Genomic DNA, 13,867 nt, shown 5'->3' with positions numbered 1-13,867 from the left:
ATGACCGAAGCCACAACACGGCTGCATTGGCAAAATGCCTTGGATAAACTGCCCGGCCTGATTAACATCGGCCGCTTCAGCCTGTTGTTGTCTTTGCTCACCTTCCATGTGCTCAGCCAGCTGATGTTGGACAACGGCGCCATTCGCAGTAGCCTGCCCATTTTTCAGGGTGCTCAGTTTTATACTTGGGTATTGGTGTACATCGGCCTGATTGTGGCCACTTTGCTGGTGCCGCAATGGCAAAACCAGGGTACGGCCATGCCCAATGCCAATGCGGTGGCCGACATCACCATGATGGCTTGGCTGATGTATCTGGCCGGCGGCATCGACAGTAGCTTTGGCATTTTGATGCTGCCCTTTATCACCACCGCCTGCTTGCTCAGCCAAGGGCGCTATTCATTGCTGTATGCCAGCTATGCTTCACTATTGATTGTGTTGTTGGCTTATTGGTCTAGCCATAGTGGGCAAGAAGCGCAAGATGCCAAGCTGTGGCTGAATGCCATTATGCTGGTGGCCGGGTGTTATTTGGTGGCGGTACTCACCGCTTTTGCGGCGGCGTATTTGGCACGTTCACGGCTGGCATATAATCAGCAAGCACGCTTGCTCGACCGCTTTCGCGGCCTCACCGATCTGGCGCTCAATCATGTGCGTGAAGCGGTGGTGGTGCTCGACGAAGGCGGCAAAGTGCGCTTACTCAACCAGCAGGCGCGGTTTTATTTTCCTTCGCTGGCCGAAGACACCGTCACCAAGCTGTTCAGGCAGCAGCATCATCATTGGAGCCGCTGGCCGCGGCAAGTTTTTGAAATGGATACCCACATCCAGGAGCACGCTGTGCGTGTACGTGCACGCCCGTTTGCCGATGGCGATATTCCCTTGTTGATGTTGTTTATCCGTTGGGAACAAGACTTGGCACAAGAGGCGATGGCATTGAAACTGGCGGCGCTGGGGCAGCTCACCGCCAATCTGGCACACGAAATCCGCAATCCTTTATCGGCCATCCGCCAAGCCAATGGGCTATTGCAAGAGGAAGAACAAGATCCTTTGCGTAGCCGTCTTAACAATATGATTGACAGCAATATTGCCCGCATCGACAAAATGCTCGAAGATGTGGGGGCGCTGAACAAAAGCGATCGTGCACAAAAGCAAGCCGTGGATTTAATGATGTTCTGGCGCGCCTTCAAGCAGGAATTTTTGCTCACCAAGCCGCAGGCAAAAAACAGCATCACTTTAAAGGTTTCCGACGGTAAGCTGTTGGTATGGTGCGACCCCATGCACTTACAGCAAATTATGTGGAATTTGTTTAACAATGCCTGGCGGCACAGCCAACAAAATGCCCAAGCCATTCAGGTGGTGTTCCGCACCCGTGGTGAAGCCGAAATTTCGATTGCGGTGTTGGACAACGGCACCGGTGTGTCACCCGAGCACCAGCAACGCCTGTTCGAGCCGTTTTTTACCACCTCATCCGAAGGCACGGGCTTAGGTTTGTATGTGGCACGCGAGCTGGCGCAGGCCAATTTGGGCAGTCTTAACTATCGGGCGCAGACCAATGGGTTTGAGCTGATTTTACCAAGGGTATTGAATGAGTAATGCAGACTTGAAACGGCCGGTATTGGTGGTGGACGACGAAGCCGATATCCGCGACCTGATGGAAATGACGTTGATGAAAATGGGCTTGTCGGTCTACACCGCCCAAGGCGTGGCGGCGGCCAAGCAACAGCTGGCCGAGCGGCGCTTTTCGTTGGTGCTCACCGATATGCGCATGCCCGACGGCTCCGGCCTCGATGTGGTGGACTTTATCAACAGCGAAGGGCTGGATGTGCCGGTGGCGGTGATTACCGCTTTCGGCAATGCCGACCAAGCGGTGCAGGCGCTGAAAAACGGTGCTTTTGACTATCTGCAAAAGCCGATTACGCTGGCACAATTGCGCAGCCTAGTGAAGTCGGCGATTAAGATAAACGAAGGCGAAGAGCCTGTTGCGGTAGCTCCGTCGCCCGCGAGTGAGCCGCCGCCCACCGTGCCAGCGCCAAAGCCGCAGGCAGCCCCTGGCAAACCAGCCAACGCACCGGCAGCGTCCACCGCTGCCAAACCCGTAGCGCCCGCTGCCGCGAAACCGGCCAGTGCCAGCGCAGAAATCCCGCGCCTGCTCGGCACTTCGGCCTTGATGGAAGACGTGCGCCAGATGGTGCGCAAGCTGGCCAAAACCATGGTGCCGGTGTACATCGCCGGTGAATCGGGTAGCGGTAAAGAGCAGGCGGCACGCAGCATTCATGAATTGTCGGTGCGGCGCGAACAGCCTTTTGTGGCGGTGAACTGCGGCGCTATTCCCGAAAACCTGATGGAAAGCGAATTTTTCGGCTATAAAAAAGGCAGTTTTACCGGCGCCGATACCGATCGGTTGGGCTTTTTCCAACATGCCGATGGCGGCACGCTGTTTTTGGACGAAGTGGCTGATTTGCCGCTGGCGATGCAGGTGAAATTACTGCGGGCAATTCAAGAAAAAGCCGTGCGTCGCATTGGTGAAGCCACCGAAAAAACGGTAGACGTGCGCATTATTTGTGCCACCCACAAAGATTTGGCCGCTCAAGTGGCGGCGGGTAACTTCCGCCAAGACTTGTTTTACCGCTTGAATGTGGTGTCGCTGGCGATGCCGCCCTTGCGTGAAATGCGCGAAGACCTGCCCCGGTTGGTGGGGCAGTTGCTGCGCAAACATCAAGGCACGAGCAAGCTGGCCATCAGCAAAGAGGCGCAAAAAGCCCTGCTGCACTACAACTATCCGGGCAACTTCCGCGAGCTGGAAAACATCCTCGAGCGTGCAGTGGCCTTGGCACAGGATGAAGTGATTGATGTCGACGATTTGCAAATCCACAGCCATCAGGCCGTCATGGCCGCCGAACCGGTAGAAGTGTGGGGCGGCAACGAAACCGGCGTGGCGGCAGTGGCCGATTTCCAATTGGGGCGCACCCAGATTCAGGATTATTTGGACGACATCGAACGCGCCATTTTAACCCAGGCCTTGCAGCAAACCCGCTACAACCGCACCCAGTCGGCCAAATTATTGGGCATCAGCTTTCGCTCCATGCGCTACCGCATGGAACGGCTGTCGATTGAATAAGGTGTGCCGATGGCCTGCCCGATGTATTTTGTTTGCCACCCAATGCTTAGCCCAACAGCGCAAGCCGTTTTCAGGCAGCATCTGGCTGAGTGCGGCGTTGAGGTGATGGAAGGGCTGCCTGAAAGCGGCGTGTATCTGCTGGCCGACGAACAAGGCTTGGCTTTGGCCAAAGCGGGTGAAAAAGGCGTGGTGCGGGTGGATTTTGTGCACGGCAGCGCCCAGCACCGTCGGCTTTATGGCGGCGGCGAACTGCTGGGCAAAGCGGTAAACCATCGCAGTCAACCACGCGTATGGGACGGCACCGGCGGCCTTGGCCGCGATGCGTTTGTGCTGGCTTCACTGGGCTTGACGGTAACGGTGTCGGAACGGCACCCGGTGGTGGCGGCCTTGTTGGCCGACGGTTTGCGCCGCGCCCGCGAAGATGCGGCGGTGGCGGCGATTGCCGAGCGCATTGCTTTTTTTCCCGGTGAAATGCAGGCGCTGCTGCCCGCACACACCGCACCCGAAGTGGTGTATCTGGATCCCATGTACCCGCAGCGGCAAAAATCGGCCGCAGTCAAAAAAGAAATGGCCTATTTTCATGAATTGGTGGGGGCGGCAACGGCTGCCGATGAGGCTTTGCTGCTGCAAACGGCGCGCCGCCACGCTACCAAGCGGGTGGTGGTGAAGCGCCCGCAAGGCGGTGCCGTGCTGGCGGGCGCGGCACCGGCGTTTCAGTATCAGGGCAAAAGCACCCGCTTTGATGTGTATTTGCCGCTGGCGGCACCTGTAAATGGGTTAAAATAGCCGATTATCTTGAATTCAGGTGCCGCCATGTCGGATATGCCGAGTTTCTCTACCCGCATCAGCCCGCAGCAACAAAATGCTTTGTGGCAGCTGGTGCAAACCATATTTCAGGTTGATTTGACCGCGTGGACGCGTTTGCACTTAAACGGCGTGCATTTAGGCTACCTGAACCCGCATTGGCGCGCCCATCTGCGGCAAGATTGGCCGTTGCCTTTGCTGGAAACGGCAGACAGCATTGATTTGCAACACGCAGACAAGCTGGCGCTGGCCGATGCCTTGCAAAATATGGCACAACAATGGCATCGGCTCGGCCTGCTCAGCGGCTGGCGCAATGAGCCGTTTGATGTGCGCAATCCGGCCGGGCAAACCCTGTTTGCGCTGGAGCGTGCGGCATTCCGCCCTTTGGGGCTGGCCAGCCGTGCGGTACACATCAACGGCTTGGTACACACGGCTGCCGGTTGGCGTTTTTGGATTGCGCGGCGCAGCCCGTTTAAAGCGGTGGACCCCAATAAACTAGACAATCTGGTGGGCGGCGGCATTGCCAGCGGCGAGAGCGTGCATACCGCTATGCTGCGCGAAGGCTTTGAAGAAGCCGGGCTGTCTGAGGCGGTGTTAACGCCATTGCAATCGCAAAGCGTACAACAAAGCTTGCGTGCCGTATCGCGCGGGCTGCACCGCGAATGGTTGCATATCTTCGATGCGGTGCTGCCTGAAGATGTGTTGCCGCAAAATCAGGATGGTGAAGTGGCCGAATTTATGCAGCTAACACTGGAAGAAGTGGTGGCCGCCATGTTGGATAAACGCTTTATGAACGATGCCTTATTGGCCATGCTGGATATGTTTGAACGCCTGAATTTGCTGGATGCAGCCTTGCCTTTGGCGCAGTGGTTGCGGCAAGGGCGGGGTGTGGATGTGTTGGTGTCGGCTTGATATTGCCAAGGGCTGAATGGATTGTAGCCCGTAAGTCGGATTCTTGAATCCAACACTGGTTCGCAGAACAAGGCACTTACATCGCTTTGGCCGATGGTCAAACGTCGGATTCAAGAATCCGACCTTGTATCTCTCAAGCGGTGAGTAAAACGCGTATTATTCCCGCCCCGTATGGCAGCAAACTGTATCCGACCCAAGTGCCCGACACTGAAATGTAGATAACACTGCCATACACCTCATCCTACAATCTGAATGGTATCCAAGTGCGCGGCAGCGCCCGCAAGACACTGCATAAATAAGGATAGATTATGATGAACTTCCAAGTATTGGGCATCGACATCAGCAAAAACAAATTAGATTGTGCTCTTATCCGCGACATTGGCAGCAGTAAAATCAAAACCAAAGCATTGCCAAACCACCTCCAAGGCTTTAACCAACTGACAGAATGGCTGTATAAAAACATCGGTGAAGACTTAAGCCTACTCAAAATTTTCATGGAAGCCACCGGCGTTTACCATGAAGCATTGGCAGAGTATCTGCATAACAAAGGCATCGCCGTTTATCTGCTTAATCCTGCCGACAGTGCCCATTATGCCAAATACGACAGCTTGCACAAAACCGATAAGGCTGATAGCCAGTCACTGGCCAGAGCCGGTATTGACCGCCTCATGCACCACAAAGTACGCCAATGGCAGCCTGCTGCACCCCACATCAAGCGGCTCAACGCACTACTAGCCCGTCTAGATGCGCTGCAAAGCGATCTGCAGCGTGAAGACAACCGCATGGAGAAAGCCGGATTCAGCGCTGTTCCCGAAGCGGTCAGCCAGTCCATCAGCACCATGCAGACCAATTTGAAGCAGCAGATTAGCACCATCACACAGGAAATCGAACAACATATTGACCGGCATCCTGATTTGAAAAAGACCGTGCTTTACTGCGCAGCATACCCGGTGTAGGTGAAGTGGTTTCATTGCGCATGGTTGCGCTCTATCATAGCAAACATTTTACCTCCGCCTCGCAAATGGCTGCCTATTTGGGATTGGTGCCGAAAAAACGGGAATCCGGCAAACACAAAGGCAAAGCCATGCTTTCCAAGCGGGGCAGTTCGGTCATACGAGCTAAGTTGTATATGGCTGCGGTGGTTGCAAAAACGTGGAATCCGGATATTAACGCGCATTACCGCAGACTGAAAGCCAGAAACAAAACGGAAATGCAGACCATCGGCGCAGCGATGCGCCGCTTGGTACAGATTTGCTTTGGTGTGTTGAAGCACCAATGCGAATATCAGGCCAAAATAACCATTGCGGCTTGATGCGAGAGATGGTATCTACGCGGATGGTGCTGTTGAACTGCTTTTATTTTGTAAGGTTATTTTTTAGGATTACTATTAGGTACTTCTGTATGAATAACCGGCAACAAAACAGCCCGCATATGCGGGCTGTTTTGTTTGCTGCTGCGCGGATTAGTCCACCAGTTTTACGGTGCCGTGCATCAGGCCTTCATGGCCGGGGAAGGAGCAGAAGAAGCTGTAGTCGCCGCCGGCCAGTTTGGCCGGGTCGAAGGTAACTTTGGTTTCTTCGCCGCCGCCAATCAACTTGGTGTGGGCAACAATGCGGGTGTCACCGGCTTTAACAAAATCGCCGTCGGCACCGGCACCGGCGCCATCGGCCACCACGGCAGCAATGTCAGCGGTTTTGGCAATCACCACATTGTGACCCATGGCGGCTTTGGGCATGGTGCCCACGTGCTTCAGGGTGAGGGTGAATTCTTTACACTGCTTGCTGATGTCGATATTGGCGGTGTTGAATTTCATTTGGTCGTTGCCTTCCACTACCACTTCGCAGGCCGCGGTTTGGGCACCGGCAGTGGGCGCGGCTTCAGAAGCGGTTGGTGCCGCAGTAGTGGCCGGTGCGGAAGCCACCGGAGCAGAGGCCGGTGCCGGTGCAGGCGCTTCTTGTGAGCAAGCGCTCAAGCTCAGAGCCGCGGCGGCAATCAAAGACAGATAATATTTCATAGATGGAACTCCTTGGTTAAATTCAGCTAAGTGGTGGCAACGTGAAACAAGATGCTGCTGTGTATTTATGGCAAGCTTAAGCGTTCGTCTGTTTCTTGGCTTGCGGCCAATAGGTATGTACAGATATTTAACATCTTAATCCTGATGACGGCCTTTATCTTTGTATTATGTCAAAGTTGGTTGACATAAATCAGCAAAACGGTTTTCAGGCAGCCTTCTTTTTGGCCGGATTGGGTTACAGCGCCAGTGCCAATTCGGTGCCGGCTTTAATCGCCCGTTTGGCATCCAATTCGGCGGCTACGTCGGCGCCGCCAATCAGGTGTACCGGTTTGCCCAGGCTTTGCAGGGCGTCAAACAGTTGGCGGTTGGGCTCTTGTCCGGCGCACACAATCACATTGTCTACCGGCAGCACTTCGGCTTGGCCGTTGCGCTCGATGTGCAGCCCGGCGTCGTCGATTTTCAGGTATTGCACGCCGCCTTGCATGTGCACACCTTTGTATTTCAAAGTAGTGCGGTGAATCCAGCCGGTGGTTTTGCCCAGATTGCGCCCCACCATGCCGTCTTTGCGTTGCAGCAGCCAAATTTGGCGTGCCGACGGTGGCAAGGCTGCCTGAAGGTTTTGTAAGGCGCCGCGCTGCTGCATGGTGGGGTCGATTTGCCATTCCTGCAAGAATTGTGTCGGGGAAAGGGCGCTGTCGGCACCGCTGTGGCTGAGGTATTCGGCCACGTCAAAGCCGATGCCGCCCGCGCCGATAATCGCCACCGAGTTGCCCACCGGTTTTTTGTCGCGCAAAACGTCCAGATAGCTGAGCACTTTGGGGTGCTCGATGCCGGGAATGGCCGGGGTGCGCGGGCTGATGCCGGTGGCCACCACGATTTCGTCAAATGCGGCCAAATCGGCTGCCTGAACGGTTTTGCCCAGCTGCATGCTTACATTAAGCTTGCTCAGTTCATGCTGGAAATAGCGCAGGGTTTCGTTGAACTCGGGCTTGCCGGGAATTTGCTTGGCAATATTGAGCTGGCCGCCGATTTGGTTTTGAGCGTCAAACAGGGTAACGGCATGGCCGCGCTCGGCGGCGGTTTTGGCAAACGCCATGCCGGCGGGGCCTGCACCCACCACGGCGATGTTTTTCGGCTGTGCGGCGGGGGTTTGGATAAGCTGCAATTCGTGGCAGGCAAACGGGTTGACCAAGCAGGAAGTGAGCTTGCCGGCAAAAATATGGTCTAGGCAGGCCTGATTGCAGGCAATGCAGGTGTTAATGGCGTTGTCGTCGCCGTTGATGGCTTTGGCCACCCAGTGGGCATCGGCCAAGAATGGGCGTGCTAGGCACACCGCATCGGCCAAACCTTGTGCCAAGATTTCTTCGGCGGTGTGTGGCATATTGATGCGGTTGGTGGCCACCACCGGAATGCGGGACACGGCTTTTAATTTGCCGGTGAATTCGGCAAAAGCGGCACGCGGCACCATGGTGGCGATGGTGGGAATACGCGCTTCATGCCAGCCGATGCCGGTGTTGAACATGCTGGCACCGGCGCTTTCCAGCTTGGCGGCGAGGATTTCGTTTTCCGCCCAAGTGGAGCCGTTTTCCACCAAGTCAAGCAAAGACAAACGGAAAATAATGATGAAATCATCGCCGCAGGCAGCACGGATGCCTTTTACAATGTCCACGGCAAAGCGTTGGCGGTTGTCGAGGCTGCCGCCGTATTCATCATCACGCTGATTGGTGCAGGGGGCGAGAAATTGGTTGATAAGATAGCCTTCGCTGCCCATCACTTCCACGCCGTCGTAACCGGCTTGTTGCGCCAATTGGGCGCAGCGGATGTAGTCGGCCACGGTTTGCTGCACTTCTTCGGTGCTTAAGGCGCGCGGGCGTGCCGGGTTGATGGGTGTTTGGATGGCGCTGGGTGCTACCGGCTCGCGGCTCATGGCGTAGCGGCCAGAATGCAGAATCTGCATACAGATTTTGGCGCCGTGTTCGTGTACGGCGCTGGTAACAGTGCGGTGCCAAGCCACTTCGGTCTCGGTGGTGAGCTTGGCACCGCCTTCCACCACTGCGCCTTGTTCGTTGGGGCCGATGCCGCCGGTGATAATCAGCGCCACGCCGCCACGGGCGCGTTCGGCATAAAAGGCGGCCAAGTGTTTGGCGCCTTCTTCATGTTCCTCAAAAGCGGTGTGCATGGAGCCCATAATCACGCGGTTGCGCAGGGTGTGGCCGTGAAGGGGGAGGGGTTGCGCCAGCAGGCGGGTGGTGGTCATGGGTGTCCTTTATAGATGTTGTTTTTATGGAGTTTATATGGAATAAAATGAAGTATTGCCGTTTCAGGCAGCCTTATGATTTGCGGCTCAGGGCGTTTAAGGCGGCGGCCAGCTGCGGATGGTGTGCCAGCTGTGCGGCGGCATCGGCACAAGCGGCTTTGGCTGTCGGGCTGAGCTGCGCTGCTTTGGCTTTGGGCGGCGGCGTTTGTTGCGGTTGGATTTTAACGCGAACCGTTTGAATAGCGGAATCAATAGATTGGAGCTGCGGCACTAGTGCGGGCAGCATCATGCGCAGGCGCGAAGCGGCCATGCTGTTGGCGGCCAACACCACCAAGCAGCCGCCATCCACGCAGGCGGTGTGGAAATGGCTGTGCAGATTGGCGGGCAGATGGCGTTTGATGTGGGCATCCAAACGCCGCCATTGCGCCGATTGATGCAAGAGGCTGTTTAAGCCTTGGTTTTTACTGCCGAAACGGGTGAGGTTCATAGAAGCTTCTTTTTCAGGCAGCCTTGTGAGCAAGCGCTAAGGCTGCCTGAAATTGTTTTATAGTGGGTTAAATTTGAATCAAGACAAGGCGACGAGCCGCAGACAGTACAGATAGTACGGCTAGGCGAGGCAACGCAGTATTGGTTCAAATTTAATTCACTATATCATTCTGTGGCCACTAGTTGCGGATACAGCTGCGGCAGTTTTTTGGCCACATAGCTGCAACTGGGGCGGATGGTGGCGTGTTCGGTTTGGGCATAGGCTGCCAGTGCATTCAGCAGCGCTTCGGCCACGCCGCGCCCGCGGGCTTCCGGGTCAACAAAAGTGTGGTGCGCATCCAGCACCGCATCGTTGCGGCGGTAATCCAAATGCCCCAGCGCGGTTTGGCCGTCGTGGGCGCTGAAGCGGCCGCCGTGGGCGGTGGTTTGGTGATCGATTTGCATGGCGGCTCCTGAAGGTATTTGTGTAGGGTATTTGTGTGCGTGGGCTTGGAAAAGCGTCAAGCAGCATTATATACAGCTGCACGGTGCTTGTGTGGATGCACGCTTGTGCACGCTTTCAGGCAGCCTTGGCGCTGTTTTTGCTTGGTTGTGCACAGGGCAGTATGTGATGCGGCTGAATTTATCGCAGATTCGGCCGCTGCTTATGCTAAAATTTGCCGTTTGGTGCCGCTTTCGGTGCCGAACGCCTTTACGATAAAGATGCCCGATAGGGCAGGACTTGATTAACTATGCTGACCAAATTAGCCAAAAAACTCGTCGGCAGCCGCAATGACCGGCTGTTGAAACAATACCGCAAAGTAGTGGCCAAAATCAATGCACGCGAGGCCGATCTGCAAGCCTTGAGCGATGCCGATTTACAAGCCAAAACCGCCGAATTCAAACAACGCTTGGCCGAAGGTGCCAGCTTAGACAGCTTGCTGGAAGAAGCCTTTGCCGTGTGCCGCGAAGCCAGCCGCCGCGTGTTGGGGATGCGCCACTTTGATGTGCAGCTGGTGGGCGGCATGGTGTTGCACAACGGCAAAATTGCCGAAATGCGCACCGGCGAGGGCAAAACACTGGTGGCCACCTTGGCGGTATACCTCAATGCATTGGCGGGCAAGGGCGTGCATGTGGTAACGGTAAACGACTACTTGGCCAGCCGCGATGCCGGCATTATGGCGCCGCTCTACAACTACCTGGGCTTAAGCGTGGGCGTGATTGTGAGCAATATGGATCCGTGGGACAAACAGGCCGCTTATCAGTCTGACATCACCTACGGCACCAACAACGAATTCGGTTTCGACTACCTGCGCGACAATATGGTGGGCGATGTGGCCGAAAAAGTGCAGCGCCAGCTTAATTTTGCCGTGGTGGACGAAGTCGACTCCATTTTGATTGACGAAGCGCGCACCCCGCTGATTATTTCCGGCCAGGCCGATGACAACATCAGCCTCTACCAAGTGATTAACCAAGTGCCGCCGATGCTGCAACGCCAAGAAACCGAAGACGGTGCGGGCGATTATTGGGTAGACGAAAAAGCCAACCAAGTGCTGCTGAGCGAAGACGGCCACGAACATGCCGAAGACATTCTCACCCGCCTAGGCCTGCTCAAAGAAGGCGATTCGCTCTACTCCACCGCCAACATCATGCTGATGCACCACTTAATGGCCGCCTTGAGAGCGCACAGCCTGTTCCATCTGGATCAGCACTATGTGATTCAGGAAGGCGAAATCGTGATTGTAGACGAATTCACCGGTCGTTTGATGTCGGGCCGCCGCTGGTCCGAAGGTTTGCACCAAGCGGTGGAAGCCAAAGAAGGCGTGGAAATCAAGCGCGAAAATCAAACCTTGGCGTCCATCACTTTCCAAAACTATTTCCGCCTATACGAAAAATTGTCGGGCATGACTGGCACTGCCGACACCGAAGCATTTGAATTCCAAAGCATTTACGGCCTGGAAACGGTGATTATCCCCACCAACCGCCCGATGGTGCGCAAAGATTTAAACGACCAAATCTACCGCACCGCCGAAGAAAAATACGAAGCCGTGGTGGCCGATATTAAAGCGCGCCATGAAAACGGCCAGCCGGTATTGGTGGGCACCACCAGCATTGAAACTTCCGAGCTGGTGTCGTCTTTGCTGCAAAAAGAAGGCCTCTACCACAACGTGCTCAATGCCAAAGAGCACGCGCGTGAAGCCGATATTGTGGCGCAGGCCGGGCAGCCGGGCATGATTACCGTGGCCACCAATATGGCCGGGCGCGGTACCGACATCGTATTGGGCGGCAACATCAAGCCGCAAATCGATGCCATCAGCGCTAATGAAGGGCTGCCTGAAAGCGAAAAACAGGCCAAAATCGAGGCATTGCAACAAAACTGGCAAAGCGAACACGAAAAAGTGTTGGCCGCAGGTGGCTTGCACATCATCGGCACCGAGCGCCATGAAAGCCGCCGCATCGACAACCAATTGCGCGGCCGTGCCGGGCGCCAAGGCGATGCCGGCTCCAGCCGTTTCTACCTCTCGTTTGAAGACACCTTGCTGCGCCTGTTTGCTTTGGATCGCGCCGCCGCCATCCTCAACCGCCTAGCACCCGAGCGCGGCGTGGCCATCGAAGCCGGTTTGCTCAACCGCCAAATCGAAGGCGCCCAGCGCAAAGTGGAAAACCGCAACTTCGATATGCGCAAGCAAGTGCTGGAATACGACGATGTGGCCAACGACCAGCGCAAAGTGATTTACCACCAGCGCGCCGATATTTTGGAAAATGCCAATGTGGCCGAGCTAGCCGCCGAAATCCGCCGCGATGCGATTGCCGAACTGGTTGACACCCACATCCCGCCGGACACCATGGAAGAGCAGTGGGACGTGACCGCGCTGGAGCGCCAGCTGGCCACCGATTTCAATATGCAGGTTTCGATAGCCGAGTGGCTCAAGCAAGACAATACGCTGGACACACACGACATCCAAGAGCGGCTGGTGGCGCAAATGGAGCAGGAATACGCCGACAAAGTGGCGCTGGTGGGTGCCGAGCCGATGCAGCAATTCGAGCGCAATGTGTTGCTCAACATCATCGACAGCAAATGGCGCGAACACCTGGCCGATATGGACTATCTGCGCCAAGGCATCCACTTGCGCGGCTATGCCCAGAAAAACCCCAAACAGGAATACAAACGCGAAGCGTTTGAAATGTTTGAGCAATTGTGGCAACGCATCAAGCACACCGTGGCGTCGCTGCTGATTTCGGTGCAAATTGAGCGCAACGAAGACGTGGCGCATGAGCAGATTGGCGAAGCGCCCACCAATGTGCTGGAGCAACACGCCAATCCGGCACTGGCCGACAGCGTGCAACAACCGGCGGATGCCTTAGCCAGACAAGCGTTTAATCCGGCCGACAATGCCGACTACAGCCCCGAAGCCCTGGCCGCACGCGGCCAAGTGGTGCACCGCAACGACCCTTGCCCTTGCGGCAGTGGCAAAAAATACAAACAATGCCACGGGCGTTTGGCTTGATTTTAAAGCAGTAAAAAAGGCTGCCTGAAAACAGATAAGCATGTTTTCAGGCAGCCTTTTTTAAAAATATAGTGGAATGCAGAATAAAGTGATACAAGGCGGAGCTGATTTACTTGGTGCTTCAGCACCTTAGTAAATCGTTCTCTTTGAGCTGAGCCGTAGACAGTACACACGTACGGCAAGGCGAGCTAACGCCGTAGCACTTTATTCTGCATTTCACTATAGTGGGTTTATTCCGCTCAAGCTGTGCTGGTGTGGGTGAAATGGCGGCGGAAATACAGCAAACCCGGCTCGGCGTTGCTGTTGACATGGATATGCTCCACCGCCACATAAAACACCGTGTGGCTGCCCATATCGTGCGCTTGCAGCACGCGGCCATGCAAATGCGCCAAGGCATCGGCCACTTGCGGCTGGCCGCTGGGGCCGTCGGTCCAAACATGTTGCTCGAAGCGCTCTTGCGGAGTGAGCTTGGTGATGCCGGCAAAGTGCTCGGCTACATCTTGCTGCTGTGCCGACAGCACATTCACGCACAAATGGCCGTTGGCACGTAAAATCGGCTGGATGGCCGCTTTGCGGTTGATGCACAGCACCAGCGTGGGCGGTTCATCGGTTACGCTGGTAACGGCGGTCATGGTGATGCCGTAGCTGCCGGCAGCACCGCCGGTGGTGATTACATGCACGCCGGAGGCCACATTGGCCATGGCGTTGCGGTAGGATTGGGCAAGGAGGAGGGGCAGATTATCGGACATGGCGGCGATTATAGCGAATAAATGCCCGATTTCATACGGCAAAAC

At 55.7% G+C, this 13,867-nt stretch carries 12 protein-coding genes and 1 pseudogene; 8 read left to right on the top strand and 5 right to left on the bottom strand.

Annotation, left to right across the window (positions count from 1 at the left end; all coding sequences use genetic code 11):
- The 6 genes from JQU52_RS00115 to JQU52_RS00090 all read left to right on the top strand — a co-directional run bounded on the left by JQU52_RS00115 (position 1) and on the right by JQU52_RS00090 (position 6,140).
- Entirely contained in the window at positions 1-1,587 is a 1,587-nt protein-coding gene (locus JQU52_RS00115) for a sensor histidine kinase (protein ID WP_230339197.1), read from the top strand.
- Positions 1,580-3,112: a sigma-54-dependent transcriptional regulator gene (locus JQU52_RS00110; protein WP_230339196.1), complete on the top strand. Its 1,533-nt coding sequence runs from the start codon at positions 1,580-1,582 to the stop codon at positions 3,110-3,112. The genes JQU52_RS00115 and JQU52_RS00110 overlap by 8 nt, the downstream gene beginning before the upstream one ends.
- Before the next feature lie 42 nt (positions 3,113-3,154).
- Positions 3,155-3,898 carry a class I SAM-dependent methyltransferase gene (locus JQU52_RS00105; protein WP_379061488.1) on the top strand — a complete coding sequence of 248 codons (744 nt, stop codon included), beginning with the start codon at positions 3,155-3,157 and terminating at the stop codon, positions 3,896-3,898.
- 9 nt (positions 3,899-3,907) lie between these two features.
- A complete protein-coding gene (locus JQU52_RS00100) occupies positions 3,908-4,828 on the top strand; it encodes an NUDIX hydrolase (RefSeq protein WP_230339195.1) in 921 nt (306 codons plus the stop codon).
- 308 nt (positions 4,829-5,136) lie between these two features.
- Complete coding sequence (locus tag JQU52_RS00095; protein ID WP_230338180.1) at positions 5,137-5,784, top strand: IS110 family transposase; 648 nt, start codon at positions 5,137-5,139, stop codon at positions 5,782-5,784.
- 20 nt (positions 5,785-5,804) lie between these two features.
- Positions 5,805-6,140 (top strand): transposase, encoded by a 336-nt coding sequence (locus tag JQU52_RS00090; RefSeq protein ID WP_230338027.1) that lies wholly within the window; start codon positions 5,805-5,807, stop codon positions 6,138-6,140.
- Positions 6,141-6,290: 150 nt separating this feature from the next.
- Here the strand turns inward: JQU52_RS00090 and azu are convergent, their stop codons facing one another.
- The 3 genes from azu to JQU52_RS00075 form a co-directional block, all read right to left on the bottom strand.
- Positions 6,291-6,842 (bottom strand): azurin, encoded by a 552-nt coding sequence (gene azu, locus JQU52_RS00085; RefSeq protein WP_230339194.1) that lies wholly within the window; start codon positions 6,840-6,842, stop codon positions 6,291-6,293.
- A 235-nt stretch (positions 6,843-7,077) separates the two neighbouring features.
- Positions 7,078-9,099 (bottom strand): oxidoreductase, encoded by a 2,022-nt coding sequence (locus tag JQU52_RS00080; RefSeq protein WP_230339193.1) that lies wholly within the window; start codon positions 9,097-9,099, stop codon positions 7,078-7,080.
- A gap of 73 nt (positions 9,100-9,172) precedes the next feature.
- Positions 9,173-9,586: a DciA family protein gene (locus JQU52_RS00075; protein WP_230339192.1), complete on the bottom strand. Its 414-nt coding sequence runs from the start codon at positions 9,584-9,586 to the stop codon at positions 9,173-9,175.
- A gap of 49 nt (positions 9,587-9,635) precedes the next feature.
- On the opposite strand from JQU52_RS00075, the pseudogene JQU52_RS00070 reads away from it, so the two are divergent.
- Positions 9,636-9,751: pseudogene (locus JQU52_RS00070) on the top strand (IS5/IS1182 family transposase); the annotation flags it as partial.
- On the opposite strand, the gene JQU52_RS00065 reads toward JQU52_RS00070, so the two are convergent.
- Positions 9,751-10,029 carry a GNAT family N-acetyltransferase gene (locus JQU52_RS00065; RefSeq protein WP_230339191.1) on the bottom strand — a complete coding sequence of 93 codons (279 nt, stop codon included), beginning with the start codon at positions 10,027-10,029 and terminating at the stop codon, positions 9,751-9,753. The pseudogene JQU52_RS00070 and the gene JQU52_RS00065 overlap by 1 nt on opposite strands.
- A gap of 287 nt (positions 10,030-10,316) precedes the next feature.
- Here JQU52_RS00065 and secA point away from each other — a divergent pair, with 287 nt between their 5' ends.
- Positions 10,317-13,073 carry a preprotein translocase subunit SecA gene (gene secA / locus JQU52_RS00060; RefSeq protein ID WP_230339190.1) on the top strand — a complete coding sequence of 919 codons (2,757 nt, stop codon included), beginning with the start codon at positions 10,317-10,319 and terminating at the stop codon, positions 13,071-13,073.
- A 239-nt stretch (positions 13,074-13,312) separates the two neighbouring features.
- Here the strand turns inward: secA and hpaC are convergent, their stop codons facing one another.
- Complete coding sequence (gene hpaC, locus JQU52_RS00055; RefSeq protein WP_230339189.1) at positions 13,313-13,822, bottom strand: 4-hydroxyphenylacetate 3-monooxygenase, reductase component; 510 nt, start codon at positions 13,820-13,822, stop codon at positions 13,313-13,315.
- Between the last annotated feature and the right edge of the window lie 45 nt (positions 13,823-13,867).

Origin of the sequence: Paralysiella testudinis (assembly GCF_016894345.1) — a bacterium.
Taxonomy (GTDB): domain Bacteria; phylum Pseudomonadota; class Gammaproteobacteria; order Burkholderiales; family Neisseriaceae; genus Paralysiella; species Paralysiella testudinis.
This window is presented reverse-complemented; position numbering and strand designations above follow the sequence as displayed.

Coding starts and splice junctions, on each gene's coding strand:
- JQU52_RS00095 (WP_230338180.1), top strand. CDS start 5,137: ATGATGAACTTCCAAGTATTGGGCATCGACATCAGCAAAAACAAATTA.
- JQU52_RS00090 (WP_230338027.1), top strand. CDS start 5,805: ATGGTTGCGCTCTATCATAGCAAACATTTTACCTCCGCCTCGCAAATG.
- azu (WP_230339194.1), bottom strand. CDS start 6,842: ATGAAATATTATCTGTCTTTGATTGCCGCCGCGGCTCTGAGCTTGAGC.
- JQU52_RS00065 (WP_230339191.1), bottom strand. CDS start 10,029: ATGCAAATCGATCACCAAACCACCGCCCACGGCGGCCGCTTCAGCGCC.
- secA (WP_230339190.1), top strand. CDS start 10,317: ATGCTGACCAAATTAGCCAAAAAACTCGTCGGCAGCCGCAATGACCGG.
- JQU52_RS00075 (WP_230339192.1), bottom strand. CDS start 9,586: ATGAACCTCACCCGTTTCGGCAGTAAAAACCAAGGCTTAAACAGCCTC.
- JQU52_RS00110 (WP_230339196.1), top strand. CDS start 1,580: ATGAGTAATGCAGACTTGAAACGGCCGGTATTGGTGGTGGACGACGAA.
- JQU52_RS00080 (WP_230339193.1), bottom strand. CDS start 9,099: ATGACCACCACCCGCCTGCTGGCGCAACCCCTCCCCCTTCACGGCCAC.
- hpaC (WP_230339189.1), bottom strand. CDS start 13,822: ATGTCCGATAATCTGCCCCTCCTCCTTGCCCAATCCTACCGCAACGCC.
- JQU52_RS00115 (WP_230339197.1), top strand. CDS start 1: ATGACCGAAGCCACAACACGGCTGCATTGGCAAAATGCCTTGGATAAA.
- JQU52_RS00105 (WP_379061488.1), top strand. CDS start 3,155: ATGCTTAGCCCAACAGCGCAAGCCGTTTTCAGGCAGCATCTGGCTGAG.